The organism is Mycobacterium sp. NGS15 (genome assembly GCF_059813245.1).
In genome coordinates this window covers 499,914-521,839 of the sequence record NZ_JCALEF010000001.1, presented here as the reverse complement: position 1 = coordinate 521,839, position 21,926 = coordinate 499,914, and the positions used below count along the sequence as shown (strand labels likewise).

General features: G+C 64.8%; 16 protein-coding genes and 2 pseudogenes. 8 read left to right on the top strand and 10 right to left on the bottom strand.

What is annotated here, in order from left to right; all coding sequences use genetic code 11:
• Nucleotides 1–5: 5 nt before the first annotated feature.
• Nucleotides 6–1,232: an RNA polymerase sigma factor gene (locus AC5Y5C_RS02415; RefSeq protein ID WP_499968675.1), complete on the bottom strand. Its 1,227-nt coding sequence runs from the start codon at nt 1,230–1,232 to the stop codon at nt 6–8.
• Nucleotides 1,233–1,245: 13 nt separating this feature from the next.
• Nucleotides 1,246–1,668 carry a hypothetical protein gene (locus AC5Y5C_RS02410; protein WP_499969308.1) on the bottom strand — a complete coding sequence of 141 codons (423 nt, stop codon included), beginning with the start codon at nt 1,666–1,668 and terminating at the stop codon, nt 1,246–1,248.
• Between the two features lie 24 nt (nt 1,669–1,692).
• Between AC5Y5C_RS02410 and AC5Y5C_RS02405 the strand changes: the two genes are divergently transcribed.
• The gene (locus tag AC5Y5C_RS02405) at nt 1,693–2,919 is read left to right on the top strand and encodes an IS110 family RNA-guided transposase (RefSeq protein ID WP_499969306.1); all 1,227 of its coding nucleotides are present in this window, start codon (nt 1,693–1,695) and stop codon (nt 2,917–2,919) included.
• A gap of 1 nt (nt 2,920) precedes the next feature.
• Here AC5Y5C_RS02405 and AC5Y5C_RS02400 read toward each other — a convergent pair whose 3' ends face one another.
• The gene (locus AC5Y5C_RS02400) at nt 2,921–3,652 is read right to left on the bottom strand and encodes a hypothetical protein (protein ID WP_052537943.1); all 732 of its coding nucleotides are present in this window, start codon (nt 3,650–3,652) and stop codon (nt 2,921–2,923) included.
• A gap of 250 nt (nt 3,653–3,902) precedes the next feature.
• On the opposite strand from AC5Y5C_RS02400, the gene AC5Y5C_RS02395 reads away from it, so the two are divergent.
• Nucleotides 3,903–4,235, top strand: a complete 333-nt coding sequence (locus AC5Y5C_RS02395; RefSeq protein ID WP_499968674.1) for a TfoX/Sxy family protein — start codon at nt 3,903–3,905, stop codon at nt 4,233–4,235.
• Nucleotides 4,236–4,246: 11 nt separating this feature from the next.
• Here AC5Y5C_RS02395 and AC5Y5C_RS02390 read toward each other — a convergent pair whose 3' ends face one another.
• Together AC5Y5C_RS02390 and AC5Y5C_RS02385 are read right to left on the bottom strand one after the other, a co-directional pair.
• Complete coding sequence (locus AC5Y5C_RS02390; protein ID WP_499968673.1) at nt 4,247–5,926, bottom strand: sulfatase-like hydrolase/transferase; 1,680 nt, start codon at nt 5,924–5,926, stop codon at nt 4,247–4,249.
• Nucleotides 5,927–5,997: 71 nt separating this feature from the next.
• Nucleotides 5,998–6,975: pseudogene (locus AC5Y5C_RS02385) on the bottom strand (discoidin domain-containing protein); the annotation flags it as partial.
• Nucleotides 6,976–7,253: 278 nt separating this feature from the next.
• Between AC5Y5C_RS02385 and AC5Y5C_RS02380 the strand changes: the two are divergent.
• Both AC5Y5C_RS02380 and AC5Y5C_RS02375 read left to right on the top strand, forming a co-directional pair.
• Nucleotides 7,254–7,427: a DUF2613 domain-containing protein gene (locus AC5Y5C_RS02380; protein WP_078293036.1), complete on the top strand. Its 174-nt coding sequence runs from the start codon at nt 7,254–7,256 to the stop codon at nt 7,425–7,427.
• A gap of 43 nt (nt 7,428–7,470) precedes the next feature.
• Nucleotides 7,471–11,715: an alpha-(1->3)-arabinofuranosyltransferase domain-containing protein gene (locus tag AC5Y5C_RS02375; protein WP_499968671.1), complete on the top strand. Its 4,245-nt coding sequence runs from the start codon at nt 7,471–7,473 to the stop codon at nt 11,713–11,715.
• On the opposite strand, the pseudogene AC5Y5C_RS02370 reads toward AC5Y5C_RS02375, so the two are convergent.
• Nucleotides 11,613–12,776 (bottom strand): annotated as a pseudogene (locus AC5Y5C_RS02370) (acyltransferase family protein); the annotation flags it as partial. The gene AC5Y5C_RS02375 and the pseudogene AC5Y5C_RS02370 overlap by 103 nt on opposite strands.
• Before the next feature lie 193 nt (nt 12,777–12,969).
• On the opposite strand from AC5Y5C_RS02370, the gene pgfA reads away from it, so the two are divergent.
• Both pgfA and AC5Y5C_RS02360 read left to right on the top strand, forming a co-directional pair.
• The gene (gene pgfA / locus AC5Y5C_RS02365) at nt 12,970–14,151 is read left to right on the top strand and encodes a cell envelope lipid trafficking protein PgfA (protein ID WP_499968669.1); all 1,182 of its coding nucleotides are present in this window, start codon (nt 12,970–12,972) and stop codon (nt 14,149–14,151) included.
• Between the two features lie 9 nt (nt 14,152–14,160).
• The gene (locus tag AC5Y5C_RS02360; protein WP_499968667.1) at nt 14,161–15,843 is read left to right on the top strand and encodes an MmpA family trehalose lipid delivery protein; all 1,683 of its coding nucleotides are present in this window, start codon (nt 14,161–14,163) and stop codon (nt 15,841–15,843) included.
• A gap of 3 nt (nt 15,844–15,846) precedes the next feature.
• On the opposite strand, the gene AC5Y5C_RS02355 is transcribed toward AC5Y5C_RS02360, so the two are convergent.
• The 3 genes from AC5Y5C_RS02355 to AC5Y5C_RS02345 are packed head-to-tail and all read right to left on the bottom strand — an operon-like array spanning nt 15,847 to nt 19,095.
• The gene (locus AC5Y5C_RS02355) at nt 15,847–17,319 is read right to left on the bottom strand and encodes a flavin-containing monooxygenase (RefSeq protein ID WP_499968665.1); all 1,473 of its coding nucleotides are present in this window, start codon (nt 17,317–17,319) and stop codon (nt 15,847–15,849) included.
• Nucleotides 17,316–18,239: a reductase gene (locus AC5Y5C_RS02350; protein WP_078328380.1), complete on the bottom strand. Its 924-nt coding sequence runs from the start codon at nt 18,237–18,239 to the stop codon at nt 17,316–17,318. The genes AC5Y5C_RS02355 and AC5Y5C_RS02350 overlap by 4 nt, the downstream gene beginning before the upstream one ends.
• Nucleotides 18,240–18,255: 16 nt before the next feature.
• A complete protein-coding gene (locus tag AC5Y5C_RS02345; RefSeq protein ID WP_499968661.1) occupies nt 18,256–19,095 on the bottom strand; it encodes an SDR family NAD(P)-dependent oxidoreductase in 840 nt (279 codons plus the stop codon).
• Nucleotides 19,096–19,193: 98 nt separating this feature from the next.
• On the opposite strand from AC5Y5C_RS02345, the gene AC5Y5C_RS02340 reads away from it, so the two are divergent.
• Nucleotides 19,194–19,826, top strand: a complete 633-nt coding sequence (locus AC5Y5C_RS02340) for a TetR/AcrR family transcriptional regulator (protein ID WP_499968660.1) — start codon at nt 19,194–19,196, stop codon at nt 19,824–19,826.
• 8 nt (nt 19,827–19,834) lie between these two features.
• Here the strand turns inward: AC5Y5C_RS02340 and AC5Y5C_RS02335 are convergent, their stop codons facing one another.
• A complete protein-coding gene (locus tag AC5Y5C_RS02335) occupies nt 19,835–21,019 on the bottom strand; it encodes a glycosyltransferase family 4 protein (RefSeq protein WP_499968659.1) in 1,185 nt (394 codons plus the stop codon).
• 128 nt (nt 21,020–21,147) lie between these two features.
• Between AC5Y5C_RS02335 and AC5Y5C_RS02330 the strand changes: the two genes are divergently transcribed.
• Nucleotides 21,148–21,918 (top strand): class I SAM-dependent methyltransferase, encoded by a 771-nt coding sequence (locus AC5Y5C_RS02330; RefSeq protein ID WP_499968657.1) that lies wholly within the window; start codon nt 21,148–21,150, stop codon nt 21,916–21,918.
• The last annotated feature ends 8 nt before the right edge of the window (nt 21,919–21,926 follow it).

Genomic DNA, 21,926 nt, shown 5'->3' with positions numbered 1-21,926 from the left:
TGGTGTCATGAGACGGTGTCGAGCCGGGCCAGCCGGTCTCCGAGATACTCGCGGAACACTTCGTTGTCGGTGAGTGCCAACGCTTTTCGGTAGGCGTCCGCGGCGTCTTGATTCCGGTCGAGCCTGGTGAGCAGATCGGCGCGTGCGGCATGCAGCGGGTAGTACGCATCGAGGTCCTCCCGCAGCGAGTCGATGGCATCCAGCCCGGCCTGCGCGCCATCGCGCTCACCGATGGCCACCGCACGATTGAGGGCGACGACGGTGGTCGGGGTGAACACCAGCAGCTGGTCATACAGCGCGACGATCTGACTCCAGTCGGTCAGCGTTGCCGAGGGCGCCTCATCGTGGACGGCATTGATGGCGGCCTGGATCTGATACGGCCCCGGGGCGTTGCGCCGCAGACAGCGTCGTACCAATTCATGTCCCTCGTCGATCATCGCGTGGTTCCACCGAGTGCGGTCCTGATCTGCGAGCAGCACGAGCGCTCCGCCAGTGTCCGTACGGGCGGGCCGGCGAGCCTCGGTGAGCAGCACCAATGCCAGTAGTCCCACAGCCTCGGGCTCGTCGGGCATGAGATCCGCGAGCACCCGCGACAGCCTGATCGCCTCGGCGGATAGGTCCGTGCGTGTGAGCGTGGCGCCTGAGGACGCCGCGTAGCCCTCGTTGTAGACGAGGTAGAGCGCGGCCAGCACCGACGACAGCCGGTCCGGCAGATCGTGATCCCCAGGCACTCGGTACGGAATGCCCGCCGAAGCGATCTTCTTCTTGGCGCGCGTGATGCGCGCGGCCATGGTCGATTCGGAGACCAGATATGCGCTGGCGATCTCGGACGTGGTGAGCCCGCCGAGTAGCCGCAGTGTGAGGGCGACCTGCGACTCGGGGGACAACGCCGGGTGACAGCAGGTGAAGATGAGGCGCAGCCGATCATCCTGCACCGGGCCCACCTCCTGAGGTTCCGCCCGATCCTCTTCGAGAGCCGCTGCCTCCCTTAATAGTTCGTCGCGCCGCCGGTCGCGCCGCAATTTGTCGATACCGCGATTGCGCGCCGTCGTGGTGATCCACGCACCGGGATTCGGCGGGATGCCGTCCTGCGGCCATTTCGCCATGGCCACCTCGAAGGCCTCCTGCACGGCATCCTCGGCGAGGTCGATGCTGCCGAAGTAGCGGATCAACGTCGCCACGGTGCGGCCGTACTCCTCGCGGAAGATCCGGCCGATGTCGTGTTGCGCCACGGGTCAATGGTGCCTAATCGTTTCGTTGGGATTGCAAGTTGAAGGTCGTTTCCGCATGTCTTGCTCCTGACTGGCTAACGCCGAGGTGATGCCTACATATTGTTGGGCGCAAGACGTCTAGTGGGAGACAAGGCGCATCTCGGCGGTAGTTGCTGGCGTTCTCCGGGGGACGTCCCCAATGGTGCCTGGCGAGAAACGCCCTGTGAGAGACGTGGCGCTCCCGGAGAAGGCCAGCAAGGCGTGTTGGTATGTCGTTGTCCGAGCCTGCCGCAGGACCGATCTCTTGACGTAGTTCTCGAGCCTTGAGCTCTTGGACAGACTGAGACCCTGCGGTGTGCTGGGGTTGCGAGATGGCTAATGAGATGACGAACCTGCGAGTTCTGCGATTAGGTCGCCGGGTAACCCCGCCTGGGCTCGTGACGAGCCGAAACCACATCACGCAAGGAGGAGTATGGCGACCATGTTCTGCGGCATCGACTGGGGCGAGTCTCGCCACGATGTTGCGATCATCGACCAGGCCGGGAACGTCTTGGGCCGGGCGAAAATCACCGATGACGCCGCTGGTTTCAGCGAGCTGCTGACCATGCTGACCGAAGCTGGGGACTGTGAGGATGCGCAGATCCCGGTGGCCATCGAAAAGGACCATGGTCTGCTGGTCTCGGCGTTGCGCACTACCGGCCGCGCCATCTTTCCGTTGAACCCGCTTGCCGCGTCCCGCTACCGGGCCCGGCATCAAGTCTCCGGCGCTAAGTCCGATGCCACAGATGCGGTCCTGCTGGCCAACATCTTGCGTACTGACTTGGCCGCGCATCGCCCGCTGCCCGCTGATACCGAACTGGCCCAGGCCATTCGGGTGCTGGCGCGGGCTCAACAGGACATGGCGTGGACCCGTCAGCGGATCGGAAACCAAATCCGTTCCCTGCTCAAAGAGTTTTACCCGGACGCACTGGATGCCTTTGTGCCCCTTGCTCGTGGCGGGCTGGCCCATCCAGAGGCGCGGACGATTCTGGCTGTCGCACCCACGCCGGCCAAGGCGGCCCGGCTGACCCGTGCCCGGCTTCGGGCGCTGCTGGCCAAGTCCGGTCGCCAGCGCCGGATCAACACCGAAGCTGATCGCTTGTTCGAGGCGTTGCGCGGCAAGTATCTGCGGCACCCGACCGTGGTGGAAGATGCGATGGGCATCCAGTTGACAGCGCTGCTGACACATTTCGATGCCGTATGCCAGGCCTCTGATGACCTGGAAGTCGCTGCCCGCGAACACTTCGAGCGCCACCCCGCCGCCGTGGTAATCAACAGCTTTCCGGGGATGGGCACCCTGCTCGGCGCGCGCGTACTCGCCGAAATCGGCGATGATCGAGCACGATTCACTGCCGCGCGCGGACTGAAGGCCTTCGCCGGATCTGCGCCTGTTACTCGAGCCAGCGGCAAGAAGACCGTCGTCACCTACCGCAGGATCAAGAACAACCGACTCGCCGCGGTAGGAACTATCTGGGCGCTGTCCGCGCTCAGCGTCTCCCCCGGCGCTAAACGCCACTACGACACCCGAAGAGAGCGCGGAGATTGGAACCGCCAGGCCCAACGCCACCTGTTCAACAAATTCCTCGGACAACTGCACCACTGCCTGCAAACCGGCGTCATCTATGACGAAACCCATGCTTTTCCAACTCCTCTCGGACTCGCCGCATGATTTAGCCGCCATCAGTCGCTTCTGACACTCGCCAACGCGGCCACTTTGGACGTTCACCGGACACGACCCCAACCATCGCGAACGTGGTGACCTGACTGAGTTGGTGTATGAACCGGGTGCAGCGTTCGGCGTCTGCCTTTCTGATTTCGGGTGCGGGGTAGTTGTTGGGCTGAGGTTTTAACCCTTTCTTCTGGTCCGATGCGTATTTCGTAAGGATCGCATCTAGAGAAAGGCGCCTCGGAATCTCCTTGTGGCCGTGCGCGATAGCGTGCCGAACTGAGAGCCAGTCCTCAAGTTCTTTCGATATCTCCGCGAACGTCCGCGTGCGGGACTGACTACGTCCTCGAGCCGGAACTTCCCAGGTCCAATGAGGCTTGATATCGAGTCCGACGGTATCTAGTAAGTCACGAGTATTTTGAGTGTTGGGCGTTGCGAATTTTCTGACTTCCCGCTCGATCTGTGCCTTGATAAGTCGGTATGTCCCAATCTCGGGGACTGTTGCAGTCCCACTCGGCTCGGCTGTCGCGAGTGCGCCGAGCACAAGGTCCTGAACGAGTGTTTGCCATGCCGCGACGGCGAGAACGACTACAGCGCGGTTCAGAGAGACCTCCTGATACCGCCGCCCCTGGGCAGTATTACGCTCACTATGGATGCTGATGAGATTGTGGCAGTGGCGAATTGAACGACCAAAGGCATCAGCTTCGTCTTGAAATGCAATGGCTTGCGAGGTCATTACGTCACGCTCCTATCAGTGCTGGGCCTGTAGCCTCGCACGGACGGCACCGCCACCTGGTCGGCTTCAACAGATCCGATCTGTCGATAGCCAAACGCAGATCCCAGCTACCGCGGCGCCACCACTTCCTGCCTGCCATCGGCTCCCGTTCTTGACTTCTTAGGGCCATGAGATGTCTCTCCGGTCTCGTGTGTCCTACAGACACCACGAACGGCAGACATCTCAATCGACAGCGCGCGACAATTGACCCATGGCTTACGACGAGGACCTGGTGGAACGCATCCGTGAAGTGATCGCGACAACCAGGGGTGTCACGGAGAAGCGGATGTTCGGTGGCCTCGCGTTTCTCGTGGACGGGCATATGACGGTCGCCGCGAAACGCGAAGGCGGGCTGCTGGCTCGCTGCGATCCCCACGACACCGACACCATGATCGCCAAGAACCACGTGAGCCGGATGGTGATGGGTGGGCGGGAGATGGATGGCTGGTTGAGCATCGATGCCGAGGGTGTGCGCACCAAGCGACAGCTGGAGCCATGGGTGAAACGGGCGCTGGCCTACGCCGGCTCGCTTCCACCCAAGTAGCCCACGGCAGCTCATCCCCCGCGCAGCACCATCAGCTTCTGCATATCGGCCAGGCCCTGCTCCTGCGCCTGCCCCAGGAACGTCGGCAGCGGAGCCTGCACCTCGGGCAGCACCTCGTTGTCGATGAGGGCTTGCAGCTCGGCCTCTTTGCCGCCGCGGCCCGCCTGGTTCTCGATTTCTTGCTGACCGGAAGGCGTTGAGTAATCGTAGAATTCGCGATCCGACGGCCGCGCATCGTCGATCTGCATGCCACCGGGTTTCCAGTACGAGTAGTTGGCCAGCTTGGCCTCGGCAGTGCGGACCGCCACGATATGACTGGGCGCCGAGGTGGGGATCTCGGTGGGCGCCGCGATCGTGCCCATCAACTTCTGCGTATGTGGAGATTTCAGCAGCGTGGTCATCTCCTCCACCGACATGTCATCGGTGACGTGTGCGATCCACTTGCGTCCTGCCGCATTGTTTTTGGCGATGTCGGCGATATCGGCACGCGCGGACAGATACGAGAAACGCGGATCCGAACGCCACCCATTACCGCCCGAACCTATGGTCAGCAGCAGCGGGGCCAAGTCGACGCTGGAGGTCAGCTGGGTGCGAGTCTCCCCCGGCTTGGGCGTAAGCACCCCGTGTGGATCGCGGATGTACAGCGGAACCCGGATGGCCTCCTCGTAGGCCGTAGCCCCCTTGCCACGCAACCCGTGCGAACCTCCGTACTCGCCGTGATCGGAGGTGAAGACGACGACCGTGTTGCGGTCGACGTCCGGACGCGATGCCAGCTTGTCGAGAACCTGCCCGATCTGAGCGTCCACCTGTTGTTGCAGCCACAGGTACATATCCAGGCAGCGTGCCCATTGGCGGGCCATATCCGGACCCGAATAGGTCACCGCACCCGTCATGATCGGCGACATGAAATTGGCATAGTCGATCTGCAGCTGTGGCTTTCGATGCTGCCGCAGCTCGTCGGGTGTCTGGAAGTTGGCGGGCACAGAGTCAAACCAATGCGGAACATCCTCCGGGAGAGGGTTTCTCGGCCACCAGCAGATATCGTGCGGATTCACCAGCGACACGGTGGTGCACCATGGCCCCTTGCCCGCGTCAGCATCGAACCACCCCGCGAACTGGTCGACGATCCCCGGGTCCTTCTGTAACCCCTGGTTGGGCGCGCCATTGGGCGAGGGGAAAGTTCCACCCGAGAAACCATGTGCGTCAAGCCCTTCAGGATTGGTATCACTCCAGTCCCCGAGGTGCCATTTGCCCCACCACCAGGTGCGATAACCCTGCTGCCGCAGCATGGTTCCCCAGGTGGGGAACTGGGGAGCCAGGCTCGATTCACTGGGTCCCTCACCGGTGAACAGACATCCGGTCTGATGCGAGTACAGCCCGGTCGTCATGGCCCCTCGTGACGGGGTGCACATGTTCGACGCGGTGTAGTGCGATGCGAAAGTGACGCTTTCCCTTTGTAATCGACTGAGGCTCGGCAAGAGGTTGGTGAGTTTCTGGATATCGGGGAACCACTGCGGGGCCCTCATCTGATCCACAATGATCACCAAGATGTTCGGCTTGTTCCCGTCGGCTGCCGACGAATCAGTGCGCCCGGGCTTGCCGAGTAGTTCATATCCCCCGAGACCAATGGCGGCGGCACCCGCCGCGACTGCCCCAGTGGTAAGCACGGTTCTGCGGTTGAGCTCGGCCATGCCTCCAACGTAACCGCAATTCCTGGCAACGAACCGAGAAGAATCCGGCCGGATTTGGGTATGGCGCGCTACGGCCGTGCGGGCGCGGCAGGAGCCGTCGACGGGGGAGCGGGCGGAGGCGCCTGTGCCGGCCCCTCGCCAGCCGGGGGCTGGGTACCCATGATCTCGATCTCACTCACCGACACCAGGCCGTTGAACGCGTCCTGCCGCTGGCCGTTCTTGTTCACGATCGACACACCGGGTTCGGTGGCTTCGATGACCATCGTCACCGAATCGGTCACCACATTCACCTTGACACTTGCCAACGCACGACTCACCGGAACCTGCTGCTTGACCGAGCTACCGTCGCTGAATTCCCAACGCACCCTGGTGATCTTGCGGTTCTGGGCGAAACGGTCGGATCCGTCGATATCGGTCTTGGCGTATCCGGGAACCAAACCGACCGAGGTGACGAGCGTCGGGTGATCGAACTTGGCCGTGATCGACTGGCCGTCTTGTTCCTTCCACTGGCATCGCCAGGCGGTGAGCGGATCGTTGTCGAATGCCTTGGCGGGGTCATAGACGTACTTCACCGCATTGCTGTCGGTGCCGTCCTCGGCCTGAACGCAATTGGTGCTCAAGTCCACCGGCTTGACGGGGCTCGATGGCACAGGGGGCGGGGCGGTAGTCGTCGCCGCGGCGCTGCTCGTCGTCTTCGGGTCATTCGGCGGCAGCATGCCGTGTGTCTGCTGCTGAGTGGAGCCATCGCCGTGCACCGCCATGTATCCGACGTAGCCGAGTCCCACGACCACGAGCAGACCGGCGAGCATCGCGAAAGCCATGATGATTCCGCGATGTGATCGCGCATTGGGATCGCGCCACGGATCGGAGAACTTCACCTGTGCGGCCAGGTTCGGCGGGCACGCAGGCAGCTGCGCCAGCGCCTCACGCAGATCCGGACGCGTATGCCACAGTCGCAGCAGTTGATCCTGCGGTAGCGCCGGATTGTGCGCGGCGGCGAACTCCGCGTCGTAGTCCGGCGCCGGTCCGTAGTTGTATGGACCGGTCATGGGCGGCCATTATTCCGCACGAACCCGCGTCGGCGACCACATGTGGCCATCCGCCATGCCGGTCTATTCACAGTTCAACATGTTCCTCGCCCGCCTGAAGCTCGCCCTAACTGAGTATCCGCGGACCCGCCGAGTGGTCATCTGCCCACCCCCCAGATATCGCCCGTGATACCCAGCTAATGGTCGCAGTATCACGGCGGGTTGTCTGTCCAGAACTGTTACCCATGACGGACGTGCTAGTTTGGCCGCTGGTATCTGCATGACCCAGAGGAGCTCCGATGACCAGATTTGTGGTGCCGGCCGCCGCGAGCGTGCTGATCGGCCTGCTGCTGGGCGCCGCCGCCGTCTTCGGTGTCACGCTGTCGGTCGAGCAAGACAAGAAGCCGGTCGTTACGGGAATCGATCCGTCGACCGCAATCCTCAACCGCCCCGATTACGGCAACCGGAGCTGACATCTCGCGGCTCCCGACAGCGCCGCGCCGTATCTCCTGAGCCGTGACGCACCGCCTTGACGCTTCTCCGCTGAGCCGACGGTGGCTCGCGCTCGCGTCGACTCTCGCCCTGCTACTGACCTTCGCCCAATCGCCCGGACAGATCGCCCCGGACACCAAGCTTGATCTGGCGATCAACCCGCTGCGGTTCGCCGCACGCGCCCTGAACTTGTGGAGCAGTGACCTGCCGTTCGGTCAGGCGCAGAACCAGGCGTACGGGTATCTCTTCCCCCACGGCGCCTTCTTCTCCCTGGGGCATCTCCTCGGCGTGCCGGCCTGGGTGACACAACGTCTGTGGTGGGCCCTGCTCGTGGTGGCCGGGTTCTGGGGCGTCATCCGGGTGGCCGAGGCGCTGGGCATCGGCACCCGCGGCTCCCGGATCATCGCTGCGGTTGCGTTTGCATTGTCCCCTCGGGTGCTGACGACCCTGGGAGCCATCTCGTCCGAAACGCTGCCGATGATGCTGGCCCCGTGGGTGCTGTTGCCCGTCATCCTGACGTTCCAGGGCCGAATGTCCCCCCGCCGGGCGGCGGCGTTGTCGGCCGTCGCGGTCGCGTTGATGGGCGCGGTCAATGCCGTCGCCACCGCACTCGCCTGCGGGGTCGCCGTGATCTGGTGGCTTGCCCACACACCGAACCGGACGTGGTGGCGATTCACGGCATGGTGGATTCCCTGCCTGGCGCTGGCCACCTCGTGGTGGATCGCCGCCCTGCTCGTCTTCGGCAAGATCAGCCCACGGTTCCTGGACTTCATCGAGTCCTCCGGGGTCACCACGCAATGGACCTCTCTCACCGAGGTGCTGCGCGGGACCGACAGTTGGACGCCGTTCGTGGCGCCCACCGCGACGGCGGGTTCCTCGCTGGTCACCCAGTCGGCCATGGTCATCGCGACGGCGATGATCGCTGCCGCCGGTATGGCGGGGCTGGCGATGCGGGGCATGCCGGCGCGCGGGCGGCTGGTCGCGATACTGCTGGTTGGCCTGGTGCTGCTGACAGCCGGATACACCGGTGCACTCGGATCGCCGGTGGGCCAGCAGATTCAATTCTTCTTGGACGATGGCGGCACACCGTTGCGCAATGTGCACAAGCTTGAGCCGTTGATCCGCCTGCCACTGATTCTTGGCCTGGCGCACGCGTTGTCACGGATACCGCTACCCGCCAGCGTCTCCGCACCGGAATGGCTCTCGGCCCTGGCACGCCCGGAGCGTAATCGGGCGGTAGCCTTCGGGATCGCACTGCTGGTGGCGCTTGCCGCGAGCACATCACTGGCCTGGACGGGGCGACTGGTGCCACGCGGCGGCTTCGACACAATCCCCGGATACTGGAACGATACGGCGCACTGGCTGGCCGATCATGATGACGGCGGCCGCGCACTCGTGGTGCCAGGCGCCCCGTTTGCGATCCAGACCTGGGGCCTCACCCGCGACGAACCCCTGCAGGCGCTGGGCCAAACGCCCTGGGGAGTGCGCGATTCCATCCCGTTGACGCCTCCGGAGACCATCCGCGCCATCGACTCCGTACAGCAGCTGTTGGCAGCCGGCCGGCCCTCGGACGGGCTGACCGACACCCTGGAGCAGCAGGGCATCTCGTATCTGGTGGTGCGCAACGACCTCGACCCCGACACCTCCCGTTCCGCGCGGCCGATTCTGGTGCACCACGCCATCGAAGGGTCCCCCGGGCTGACCAAGGTCGCCCAGTTCGGCGACCCTGTCGGGGCCGGGACGGTGGAAGGCTTTGTCGCCGACAGTGATCTTCGGCCCCAGTACCCGGCGGTCGAAATCTATTCTGTAGGCCAGGGAAAAGGTTATGGGGAACCCTATTTCGCGGATATCGACAGCATGCCCCGGGTGGCGGGCGGACCCGAAGCCCTGCTGCGGCTGGGTGAGCGCCGACGCCAGTTGAACCAGCCACCGCTGGGCCCGTCTCTCTTGGCCACCGACGCCGCACAGGCGGGTCTGCGTCCCGGACCCGCGATGGTCACCGACAGTCCGCTGGCTCGCGAGACCGACTACGGGCGCGTGGACGACCATTCCTCGGCCATCCGCGCCCCCGGTGACAAACGCCGAACCTTCAACCGGGTGCCCGACTACCCGGCCACCGGCGTTCCCCTCGTGAACGGAAGTTGGACGGGCGGAACCATCACCGCGTCCAGCTCCGCCTCCGATTCCACGGCACTGCCCAACGTGGCACCGGGCACCAGCACGGCCGCCGTCATCGACCGCGACAACGCCACAAGCTGGGTCAGCAGTTCGCTGGAAGCTGCCCTTGGACAATGGATTCGGGTGGACCTAGACCGGCCGATCACCAACGCGATCCTCACCGTGACACCGAGCGCCACCGCGCTCGGGGCTCAGGTGCGGCGACTTGAGATCGAAACCGACAACGGCACCACATCGGTGCGATTCGATGAGCCGGGAAAACCTCTGGATGTCGCGCTCCGTCCCGGAGAAACCAACTGGGTCAAGGTCACGGCCACCGGCACCGAGGACGGCACCTCCGGCGTGCAGTTCGGCATCACCGAGCTGTCCCTCACCCAATACGATGCCGCCGGATACGCCCACAATGTCGATCTCCGTCACAGCGCGACCCTGCCCGCACCCCCCGCCGGAGCCGCGGTGCTCGGCTGGGACTTGGGATCTCCGCTGGAGGGGCGGCCCGGCTGCATGCCGTCGCCCGAAAGGCTGCGCTGTGCAGGAACACTCTCGCTTGCTCCCGAGGAACCGGGTACTTTCATCCGCACACTGACTGTCCCCCAGCCTCTTTCGCTCACACCGACGCTCTGGGTGCGGGCCCGCCCCGGCCCGCAGCTGCGCGATCTGATCATGCAGCCCGGAACCACCGCGGCCTCTGGAGACTCCGACGTCATCGATCTGCGCGGTTCGTCCTACGCGGCCACCGATGGCGACCCGGGCACCGCCTGGACGGCACCACAGGAGTCGGTGCTGCGCCAGCATCTGCCGTCTTTGGTCATAAAGCTCCCCGAACCCGTCGCCGTCGGCGGTATTCGGTTGCGCCCCAGCAGTACCGAGCTCCCTGCCCACCCCAAGCAGGTGGCGATTGATCTCGGAGATGGTCCGCAGGTACGCGCCATCGACTCCAAGGCCGATGCCGCCACACTGACTCTGCATCCGCGCGTCACCGACACCATCACCGTCACCGTGATGAACTGGACCGACATCATCGACCGCACCGCACTGGGATTCGATCAACTCAAGCCGCCCGGAATCGCCGAACTCGTCGCGCTGGACACCGGCGGCCGGCCGATCGCCCCGGCCGATGCACGGGCCAACGGCAACCGCGTGATCAACATCGGATGCACCGACGGTCCCGTGCTGGCGCTTGCCGGACGCTTCATCCACATGTCCATCACCACCACGGTGCGGGACCTGCTGGACGGCAATGCCATCCAGACAACTCCGTGCGATACCGCACCTATCGCAACGGACGCGGGGCCTCAGGACGTCACCGTGAACCCGCGCCAGCAGTTCATCGTCGACGGTGTCCAGCTCACCGCGCCGGGCACGGCACCGGCCGCCGCCACCGCGACGGCGGCAGCCAAGCGCAGATGGGACGCGGCCCGGCGCGAGGTCACCGCGAATCCGGCACCGCGCGATCGGGTACTGGTAGTGCCCGAGAGCATCAACCCCGGATGGGTGGCACGTGATGCGCAAGGGCACGCCCTCGCCCCGATTCGGGTGAACGGATGGCAGCAGGGGTGGGTACTTCCCGCCGGCATCGGCGGGCCGATCACACTGACGTTCGGCCTCGACAGCTGGTATCGCGCGGCACTGTTCGGCGGGCTGGCACTGCTTCCCGTCCTCGCTCTGTTGGCCCTCATCCCTGTGCGTCGGAAGACCACGCTTCCTCAGGTAGTCCCGTGGCACTCCGGCCGCGCGGCCGGTATCGCGGTGTTGGCGGCTCTCACCGCCATCAGTGGTCTCACCGGGGCAGTGGTGGGCCTGGTCGCATTGGCGTTCAAGATGTGGACGCGCTGGTCCCTGCGCACGCTCACGGCAGCGGGGGCCTATGTCTCCGGCGGCTCCCTGCTGCTGGCGGGGGCCGCTCTGTCACGGCATCCGTGGCGGTCGGTGGGTGGGTACACCGGACATTCGTGGTGGATTCAGCTGTTGGCGCTGATCTCCGTGGCCGCTGTGGCCTTGGCTGCGGTACGGCTCCCTTCCCGCATGCCAGTGCGCCGCCCCTGGAAGCGCCGCAACGCCTCCCGTGACGGGGATTCCACCAGCGCATAGCTGACAGCGGCCATCGCGAAGCCAAAGATCAAGGTCAGAATCAGCACCGGCGGGAAGTGACCGCTGAACGGAAAGCGCCCGATGACGGTAAAGACCATGTTCAGCGCCGCCAGATGCCAGATGAACAGACCGTAGGACCAACGTCCCAGCGTCACCATCAGCGGGCTGCCCAGTATCCGGTGCGGCGTGCCTGGGGAATCCAATGTCAATGGCATCAGCAGTGCCCAGGCCAGCGTGGCACCCATCGCGATCTTGACGGCGTACTGATGTGGCGGTGCCTGCGTCAGCCCCTCCGGCCCGGCCAGCGGGGAGGCCGCCACCCCGAAGGCGATGAGGGCCACCACCGCGAGCAGCCCGCGGCGACGCGCCAGGCGCAGCGTCCAGGCGGGCGGTGCCGCACTCCACTCGGCCAGCAGCATGCCTGCGACGAACCATGAGAAGAAAGCGGGCGGCCAGGTCAGCGGATTGACGCCCACGGCGGCATGAAAGGGGATGAACGACCAGCCGAGACTTATGACGCCGAGAGATATGAGCACCGGGGCGCGCCACCGGCCGGGCACCCGTCGCATGGCGACCGCGATGACCGGCAGCGCCACATAGAACGCCACCTCGACCGCCAGGCTCCACATCTGTGTCAGACCCGCCGTCAAAGTTAGCGGTATATACAACTGTGTGAGCGTCAGGTTGGCCCCCCAGACCACCCAGCTGGCCCCCGCCGCATCCGGCAACAGCAACAGGATGACGAAGACGGCGGCCAGGTAGGCCGGGACGATCCGGACGAACCGCGACGCGAAGTAGCGCCCGGTGGAAGCGGGCGCGGGCCCGCCGTGTGCTGCCAGGGCGTGTGGCCGCCACAGCAGAAATCCAGATAGCGCGAAGAACACGGCCACCGCCAGGTCGAACCGGCCCAGAATGCGTCCGTCGATGCCACCGTTGTGGCCTGTCTGAAACGCGGTGTGGGTGACCACGACGCCCATCGCCGCGCAGGCGCGCATGCCCTCCAATGCAGGTACAAAGCCCCGCGCATGGATGGCGGGAGCCGATGGCCGCACTGTCGTCACCCCGCCGAGGGTACGGTTCTAAGGCGATCCGGCGGCATTCGGCCAGAACCCGGACCTGGGAATCCGTACGATCGCCGAATGACCACCTGGCGGCCACGGCTGTTAGGGTCAGACAGATTTGCCCTGGGCATGCTGTGTCATCCGGCTGCCGCCGGAACCGGGGCTACCGCACGTTAAGGAGGGTTCGGCCACAGTGAACCGCGGGGTCATGATGCGTATCGCAGCGTGCGGGCTGCTCGGGCTCGGTTCGGCGCTCATCATCGCCGCTCTGTTGCTCAGCACGTACACCAGCAACCGGCTTGCGAAGATTCCGCTCGACTGGGACGCCACATTGGTGAGCGAGGGCAAGGGCCGTGCCCTGGACCCGGCGTCGTTGTCCGGCCAGAAGTTCGTGGCGGATCCCGACAAGCCAGTGGTGCTGCAGGAGCAGATCACCACTGTCAGCCCCGCCGACGCCACCAAGGTCGGCCTGCAGGCCGGTATCACCGTCAAGCGGACCGACAAGCAAGGCGATGCCGGATTGGTCCTCGCCACCGTCGATACCGTCACCGTCGACCGTCACTCCGCCGAAGCGATCTCCAGCGACGACAACCCGGGCGGCAGCGTGCAGAAGCCGCGCGCCATCGAGGACGAGACACCGCCGACGACGATTGCGCTCAAACACGAGGGGTTGAGCTACCGATTCCCCTTTGACACCGAGAAGAAGACGTACCAGTACTTCGACGTGGTCGCGCAGCGGGCGTTCGACGCCAACTACACCGGCGAAGAAGACGTCAACGGCCTCACCGCGTACCACTTCACCCAGAACGTGGGCTACGACGCCAACGGCAAGCTGGTGGAGCCGGTCTCGTACCCGTCGCTGTACGACAAGGACGAAGACTCCAAGGTGACGGCCCGTGCCCAGCAGTGGGGTGTGGAGGCCGAGCGCGAGGACGAAGAGATCACCATGACCCGCTACTACGCGGCACAGCGCGAGTTCTGGGTGGATCCCGTCAGCGGCATCATCGTCAAGAGCAAAGAGCATGCGCTGCACTACTACTCGCGTGACGCGCTCAAGCCCGAGGTCCCGATGGTCGACTACACCGTACAGTCGAACGACGAGACGGTCGAGAAGCAGGTGAAGGCGGCGCGGGATACCCGTGACAGCCTCTCGATCTGGTCGAACATCCTGCCGATCACCTTCGCCGCTCTGGGCGTCGTGGCTCTGGTCGGCGGCGGCCTGTTGGGCTCGTTCAGTTTGCGTGCCGAGTCGGCGCTGATCGATCCCGGCCTCGACACGGTCGATCACGGCTTCTTCGGCCGTCGCGGTCCAGAGAAACCGCCCGCCAGCGAGGCCGACACCGACAAGTTCCCGTCGCCTCGAAACCACCTCTAGCCGAACATCTTGCGCCGCACGGGCGTCATCGCGGCGCCGCTCTACGCGTTGGCCTTGGCGGCAGCCATTACCGCGCCGCTTGCCGCGCCCGGCTATCTGCTGATTCGCGACGCCGTCTCGACCCCACGGTCCTACCTGACCGATGCGGCACTCGGGGTCGGCGAAGCGGCACCGCGCGCCGTCCCCCAGGACTTCTTCATCGCTCTCTCGACGACGCTTCTCGACGGCGGAATTCTGGTCAAGGCCCTTCTCGCGCTGGGTTTGTGGCTTGCCGGCTGGGGGGCGGCGCGCCTGGCCGCCCATCTGATGCCGGGCGCCGGGATTCCGGGCGAGCTGGTGGCCGCCACCATTGCGATCTGGAATCCCTATGTGGCCGAACGACTTTTGCAGGGACATTGGAGTCTACTGGTCGGCTACGGGTGCCTACCGTGGATCGCACTGACGGCGGTTCGGCTGCGCACGGCGACGGGTATCGGCGCCTGGTGCACACTCGCGTTCTGGATTGCCGTGGCCGGATTGACGCCCACCGGAACGGTGCTTGCACTGATCGTCGGGCTTGCTGTGGCGTCGGATCTCCGGTCAAGACTTGGCGTACTGACGATCTCGCTGCTGGCGGCAATGCCCTGGATGGTGGCCTCGGGATTGGGCACGGCCATACCGGCCGGAGACGAGGCCGGGGTCCACGCCTTCGCGGCACGGGCCGAGCCGGGGCTGGGCACGCTCGGCAGCCTGGCCTCACTAGGCGGTATGTGGAATGCCTCGGCAGTGCCGGCATCACGGACAACACTGTTCGCGTTGGCCTTCTCGGCCGTGCTGCTCATCGTGCTGGCAGTGGGCGTGGTGGTGCTGTGGCGCACCCGAACAGCGATCGGTCTACTGAGCATTGCCGTTGTGGCCGTAGTCATTCCGGCACTGTTGGCGACGGGTCCGGGACTGTCGCTGACCACCTGGCTCATCACCGAGGTGCCCGGGCTGGGCATTCTGCGGGACGGCCAGAAATGGGTGGCGCTGGCCATGCCGGGGTACGCGGTGGCCGGTGCCGCTGCCGTCACTGCGATAAGTAGACGTTCCACACAACTGGTGGCAGCCGGAGCGGCCTGCGCCGCATTGATACTGACGCTGCCTGATCTGGCATGGGGAGTGGGCGGTCGAGTCGAGCCGGTGCTCTATCCGGCCGGATGGAGCGCCGTCGCCGCCAGCATCAACGCCGAACCGCACCCGGTAGCCGTGCTGCCGCCGGAGACGTTACGGCAGTACCCGTGGGGACCGTCCTCGATTCCGGTGCTGGATCCATTCCCGCGCTGGATCCGCGGGGACACGGTAAGCAGCGGCGACCTCCGCGTCGACGGACAGGTAGTGCGCGGCGACGGCGCCCGGGGGCGTGTCGTCGAGGAGCTGTTACGCACAGGGGCCGCGGCGCGCGAGCTCTCGGCACAGGGCATCGGATGGGTGGTCCTGCAGGCCAAAACTCCCGGTGAGCAAGAGGTTTCGTCGGCAACGCTCGCGCAGCTCGAACCGATCTACCGTGACGGTGACATCGCGCTCTACCGGGTACCGGGGCCTTGGGAACCCATCGGAGCGTCGCCGAGCCGTCGAGCCACCGTCATCGCGGCACACGTGATCTGGGTAGCGCTACTGGCAGCCGGCGCGGTAGCCGCAGGTCTGCGACTCACCCGCCGTGACCGCGAGTAGCGATCACCTGGCCGCGGGAGTCACCGCACTCGCCGTGAAGTTGTAGTCATCGAGCTCGACCTCCCGCAACTGCCCGGCGAACTGGGTCGCGAAACCGGGGAACATGGTGGTGTTCTTGCCGTCCTCGGTCAGGTACCAGCTCTGGCACCCGGAGTTCCATGTGGTCTTCTCCAGACGCTGCTGGATGTCGTCGTTGAACCTGTCCTGCCGGTCCTTGCGCACATCGAGAGTCAGCAGACCCCGGCTGCGGATGATCCCGATCGCCCGCACGATGTAGTCGATCTGCGCCTCCATGTAGACGAGCGCCGAGTTGTGCCCCGGCCCCGAGTTGGGGCCGAAGGTGAAGAACAGGTTCGGATAACCCGAGACATTCACACTCTTATACGCGTATGCGCCGCTTGACCATTCGTCGGCAAGCTTCCTGCCGTCGCGCCCCGCGATCGGGAACGGGGTTCCCGCCTTACACACATCGAACCCGGTCGCAAAGACGATGCAATCCACATCGTGCTCAATACCGTCCGCGGTGCGGATCCCCTTGGGAGACAGGGTCGCGATGGGCCAGGTGATCAGCTTGCAGTTCTCCTTCTCCAGGGCTGCGTAATAGTCACTGGTCATCAGCATGCGTTTGCACCCCGCACGGAAATCGGGAGTCAGCTGACGACGAGTCCAGGGATCACTGATCTGCCGGCGCAGGTTGGCCCTGGCGATCCACTGGATGACGGAGGTCACCGGGGTGTCCCACACCATGCCCAGGGCGGCGGCCTCATGCGTCCAGTACCACGCCTGCCGCGCCGCACTCTGCAGCGCCGGGGTGCTGTCGAAAAGCCTTTGTGCCCAGGCCGGATGCTGAAAGTTCAATCGCGGTAAGACCCAGCCGGGTGTCCGCTGGAACACCTTCACCCGCGCAGCCGTCTTGACCAGCTCCGGAATGATCTGCACGGCACTGGCACCCGTACCGATCACCGCTACATGCTTGCCGGTCATGTCGTAGTCATGGCCCCAGCGTGCGCTGTGGATTTTATGTCCCGTATAGCTGTCGAGCCCACGAATATCGGGCCAGCTGACATTGGCCAGCGGGCCCGCCGCCATGACAGCGCTCCGGGCGGTGAAGGTGTCGCCTGCTGCGGTGTCGGCGGTCCAAAGCGCGGTGTCCTCGTCGAATGTCAGCGAGGTGACCTCGACACCGAATGTGATGAAGCGTCGCAGCTGGTGTTTGTCCACCATGCCCTCGATGTAGCTCAGTATCTCGGGGCCGCCCGAGTACGCCGAAGACCATTGCGGGTTCTGTTCGAAGGAATACGAATACAGCAGCGACGGAATGTCGCATGCCGCACCCGGATAGGTGTTGTCCCGCCAGGTCCCACCCACGTCATGACTTCGCTCGAGGATCCTGAAATCCTCGATTCCCTGCTCTAACAGGCGGATCGCGGTGCCCAGACCTGCGAATCCCGCACCGATGATCAGTACCTCACTCATCGCGATACCGGTTCATAGGTGAGTTCCGCCGACCAGGTAGGCGTCTTGCCCAGTACGCGGATCGGGAATAGATCGATCGCCTTGCCCATGGACTCGGAGAGAAACTGGAACGGCTGCGTCTGGTTGATCGCGATACGCGCGTGGTGCTTGATGAGGTGGTAGCTGGGCAGTCTGCGAGTGTTCTCGCTGCGCTCACCCACGGTTTCGTATCGCTTGATCGCGTTGTAGAGCTTCTCCTCGGAAAGTCCCATGGCCGAGATATTGGTGATCATCCGGGTCAGCAGCGGTGAGTAGATCAGTAGCCCAAGGAGCACCGACGGCTTCACGAAGGTACCCACCGTCTCGACCACGAGCTGGCGCATGGAGTTGGCACCCAGCATGTCCAGAACCTGGAAGCCCACGGCGAGGTGCCGGGACTCGTCACTATTGATATGACGGAAGACCTCATGACAGAGCGGGTCTTCCACTTCGTCCAGCAAGAACTTGACCAACGCGCCGTCGAGTGCGGTCTCCAATGAGGGGATAACCGTGCCCAGCGATGCCAGCGACAGGCTGTCGCTATAACGGTCCAGCCATTCGATGACGAGGCGAATGTTCTTGTTGGGTACGGGCATTTCGCCCTCTTCGATCATTCCCCAGCGACGCATGAGGGCGAGCTCGGCGTTGGCGTGCCGCTGCTCCTCTGCGTGGAAGTAGGTGTAGATCTGCTTGAGAACCTCGTTCGGCGCCTTCTGCGCCAGAGCGGCGAAGCCTCGCGCCCCCACGTTCTCAATCCAAACCAGGTCCGACATGAAATCCTTGAGCGAGGGGCGTTGCTCATCGGTGATCCTGTCCGCACCCGGTGCGTCCCAGTCGATATCGGCCAACGCCCACTGCTTGTCCTTGATGGTCGCCAATACGTTGTCGAGTGCGATTGCCACCTTGTTTCCTTTCTCGTCAGTTCTCGCGCCGGCGGGAGATTCGTTCGGTAAGACCCAGCGCCTTGGTGTAGGTGTCGGGAGCCAAGCGCTTGGCCTGCCACATGAACCGGGCATCGAGCTGAGGCAGGACGTACAGCTGGCCTCGGTCATGCGCGTCGAGACAGCCGCGAGCCACCGAATCCGCCGAGACGCCGGTCCATTTCATAGCGGTGGCGGCAAGGCGGGCAGCCGAGTCCTCGATGATTCCGCTCGCGACGATGTTCGTCTTGACGAAGGTCGGGCACAGCACGGTGACGGCAACTCCGGTGCCGCTGAGTTCGGCGGCGAGTGTCTCCGAGAGGGCCAGCACTCCCGCCTTGCTGACGTTATAGGCGCCCATGCGCGGCGCGGCCGCAAAGCTCGCCGCCGAGGCGACGTTGATGATGCCGCCGCGCCCCAGCTCCCGCAGGCGGGGTGCGAATACGTGGCAGCCGTGGATAACCCCCCACAGGTTCACCCCGAGCGTCTTGTGCCAATCCGGGAGAGGCGCGTCACCGACAACCCGACCACCGGCACCGATGCCCGCGTTGTTGATCACCAGATCAGCCGGCTGCCCGAACCATTGCTCGGCGGTATCGGCCAGCGCTTCGACCTCGTCGAACACCGAAACATCACACGCAGCCTCGATCGCGCAGTCCCCGATCAGCGCGGCAGTTTCCTTAGCGCCCGGCAGGTCGAGATCTGCACATACGACCCGGCCGCCTCGACGCGCCAGTTCGAGAGCAAACGCCCGACCGATACCGCTGCCCGCACCTGTCACCACCGCATTGACGTTCCGCGTGCGGTGCTCACCACGGCCGAAGCCCAAGAAGCTCACCACGGGCAGACTCCAGCACATTCTGGTGGCACCTGCCGCAACTGACTGCGCATGCCACCACTTTGACCTACGGTGCGTGCGGCTGTCAACATGGGGCGATGGCGGCATCAGCGGGTCTATGGGGCGGGCGGACCGCGGCGGAGCGCCGCGCGGAACGGCGGGAACGACTGGTCGCGGCCGCCCAGGAAATCTGGGCCGAGCAGGGGTGGGCCGCAGTCACCATGCGCGGTGTCTGCTCACGAACCTCGTTGAACGACAGGTACTTCTACGACGATTTCGCCGATCGTGACGATCTACTGGCCGCGGTCTGGGACGGCATGCGCGACGAACTCATCGCGCGGATCGCCGACATCGTCGGGGAGAATCCGGACCGCCCTCCCCTGGACACGCTGCGCAAGACGATCGCCTTTGTCGTCGAACGTGTTTCTACCGATCCCGGCTGGGCGCAAATCATGTTCGTCCGGCATGCCGGCAGCACGGTGCTCGAAGAGCGACGAACCGATCTGTTGCACCAAGCGACAGCCGTCCTCATGGCGGCGGCCGAGCCCTACCTGGTGAAAAACGTTGATCGGACCGGGTTCCGCATGGACACGCTGGTGGGTATCGGCGGATTCAGCGAGCTGGTCAACGCGTGGCGCTCGGGGCTTGTAGACGTGAGCACCGATGAGGTCATCGAACACAGCACCCGCATCGGGGCCACCCTGGCGGCCCGGTATCTCACCGCGCGCTGATCCGTCCGTCAGGCGGGAACTTCGACCTGCGGTGCCTCGACCGGTTCGTCGCCGACAATTCCCGACACCGGGATGCCCAGCATCGCCGCCTTGAGGACGGTCCACACACCATCCGCGCTGCGCTGCCACGACAGGTCGGCACAGCGATTGCGCGCCGCCTCGCCCATCCGGTAACGAAGGCTGTTATCCGCCAACAGGGTCGCGGTATGCCGGACAAACTCATCCTGGTCGCGCGCCAGCAGACCGGTGATGCCGTCGGCGACCGAATCGGTAAGCCCACCGGAAGAGCGGTAGCCGACCGTGGGCACGCCATGTTGTGCGGCCTCGGTGACCGCCAGGCCCCAGCCCTCCTTGCGCGACGGCATGAGGTGCACCCAAGCACGTTGCAGCACCCGGTGCTTGGCGTCCTCACCGAGGTAGCCGTGAAATGTCACCGAATCGGAAATACCCAGCCGTACAGCATGTCCCACCAGCGGATCCATCCACCAGCCATCTCCGACGACATCGAGATGCACGTCGGGCACATGGTCACGCAGCAGGGCGAGAGTGGTCAGCGCATGCTCAATCTGCTTATGCGGCACCAAACGCGAGAGCACCACGACACGCGGCGTCGCGCTACGCACACCGTCCAATGCCTCGACCGCCGACGGGGCCGGTATCTCGTCGATACCGTTGCGCACGACAGCAATCCGCCCGGGTTCCACGCCGAGCGCCACCAAGTCGGATGCGGACGGCCGCGAGACCGTCAAGTACTGACTACGCCGATGCATCCACGGGGACAACCGCGACTCCAGCCACCAGCCCAGCCTGCCGATGAGCTGTCCTGCCACCGGCCACTGCTCTCGGTGGCAGTGGTGCACCAGCAGCACCACGGGTGCCGTCACCACAGTGCTGGCAAAAAAAGGTATGCCGTTCTGGGTATCGATGACGACATCGGGGCGCACATCACGCAGCGCCCCCAGGCCAATGCGGCTGGCCAGCAGCGACAGCAGAGCACGCGGGTACACAGTGAATCGCCCACCGCCGCGCGAGACATGTACACCGTCCACCACCTCGTGGCGAGGCGCGCCCGGGTAGGCGGCACATCGCAGTGTCACCTTCACACCGGATGCGGCCAGCTCGGCGCCGATACGCTGCAGGTAGGCCTCGCTACCGCCGCCCTGCGGATGAGCGGTGTCACGCCAGCACAACATGAGGACCTCCCGCGGAGGGCCCGGCTGATCTGACACGTCACTTAACACCGCTAAGCACCCTAGGCCGTTAGGGTGGGCCTCCAGAAATTCCGTGTTCCGTAAAACAAGACCGAGCAGAACGAGAACCCGTGCCGGATATCACCGATCTGTTTGCGCAACGAGCTACTCTTCGGCGTTCTACCAGCTTGTTATCGTCCTTTCGCTTTGAGCAGAGTGCGCCAGAAAGATTCTATGGAACGGTGGCGCAGGACACAGTTCGCCTGGTCACCGACTTATGGCTGCAGGCCACCGGCAGCGGGTTGCAAGGTCGCACGGTGCTGGATGTCGGGGGCGGGCCGGGCTACTTCGCGTCGGCCTTCACCGAAGCCGGAGCACGGTACGTCGGTGTCGAACCCGACCCCCGGGAGATGCATGCGGCTCCTGAAGGAACCCGCGACCCGCGCGCTGCATATCTGCGCGCCTCCGGAATGGCCTTACCGCTCGCCGACAACAGCGTCGACATCTGCCTGTCCTCAAATGTCGCCGAGCACGTGCCTGAGCCCTGGCGTCTCGGCGCGGAGATGCTGCGGGTCACCCGGCCGGGCGGGCTGGCGGTCTTGTCGTACACCGTCTGGCTGGGCCCGTTCGGCGGTCATGAAATGGGCCTGACGCACTACTTTGGCGGCGCGCGCGCCGCGCGCTGGTACACCCGCAAGCACGGCCATCCACCCAAGAACAACTACGGGTCGTCACTTTTTCCGGTATCGGTGCGCGAGGGGCTCCAGTGGGCTCACGGAACGGGTGCATTGGTGGCCGCATTTCCCCGCTACCACCCCAAATGGGCATGGTGGATTACCAAAGTTCCCGCTGTGCGGGAGGTTCTGGTGAGCAATTTGGTGCTTGTCCTGCGACCCCACTGAATCCGGAA

What these genes read in the sequence shown, in the direction of transcription:
- AC5Y5C_RS02410 (WP_499969308.1), bottom strand. Translation starts at nt 1,668, where the DNA reads ATGTGGTTTCGGCTCGTCACGAGCCCAGGCGGGGTTACCCGGCGACCT.
- AC5Y5C_RS02405 (WP_499969306.1), top strand. Translation starts at nt 1,693, where the DNA reads ATGTTCTGCGGCATCGACTGGGGCGAGTCTCGCCACGATGTTGCGATC.
- AC5Y5C_RS02400 (WP_052537943.1), bottom strand. Translation starts at nt 3,652, where the DNA reads ATGACCTCGCAAGCCATTGCATTTCAAGACGAAGCTGATGCCTTTGGT.
- AC5Y5C_RS02395 (WP_499968674.1), top strand. Translation starts at nt 3,903, where the DNA reads ATGGCTTACGACGAGGACCTGGTGGAACGCATCCGTGAAGTGATCGCG.
- AC5Y5C_RS02390 (WP_499968673.1), bottom strand. Translation starts at nt 5,926, where the DNA reads ATGGCCGAGCTCAACCGCAGAACCGTGCTTACCACTGGGGCAGTCGCG.
- AC5Y5C_RS02380 (WP_078293036.1), top strand. Translation starts at nt 7,254, where the DNA reads ATGACCAGATTTGTGGTGCCGGCCGCCGCGAGCGTGCTGATCGGCCTG.
- AC5Y5C_RS02355 (WP_499968665.1), bottom strand. Translation starts at nt 17,319, where the DNA reads ATGAGTGAGGTACTGATCATCGGTGCGGGATTCGCAGGTCTGGGCACC.
- AC5Y5C_RS02340 (WP_499968660.1), top strand. Translation starts at nt 19,194, where the DNA reads ATGGCGGCATCAGCGGGTCTATGGGGCGGGCGGACCGCGGCGGAGCGC.
- AC5Y5C_RS02335 (WP_499968659.1), bottom strand. Translation starts at nt 21,019, where the DNA reads ATGTTGTGCTGGCGTGACACCGCTCATCCGCAGGGCGGCGGTAGCGAG.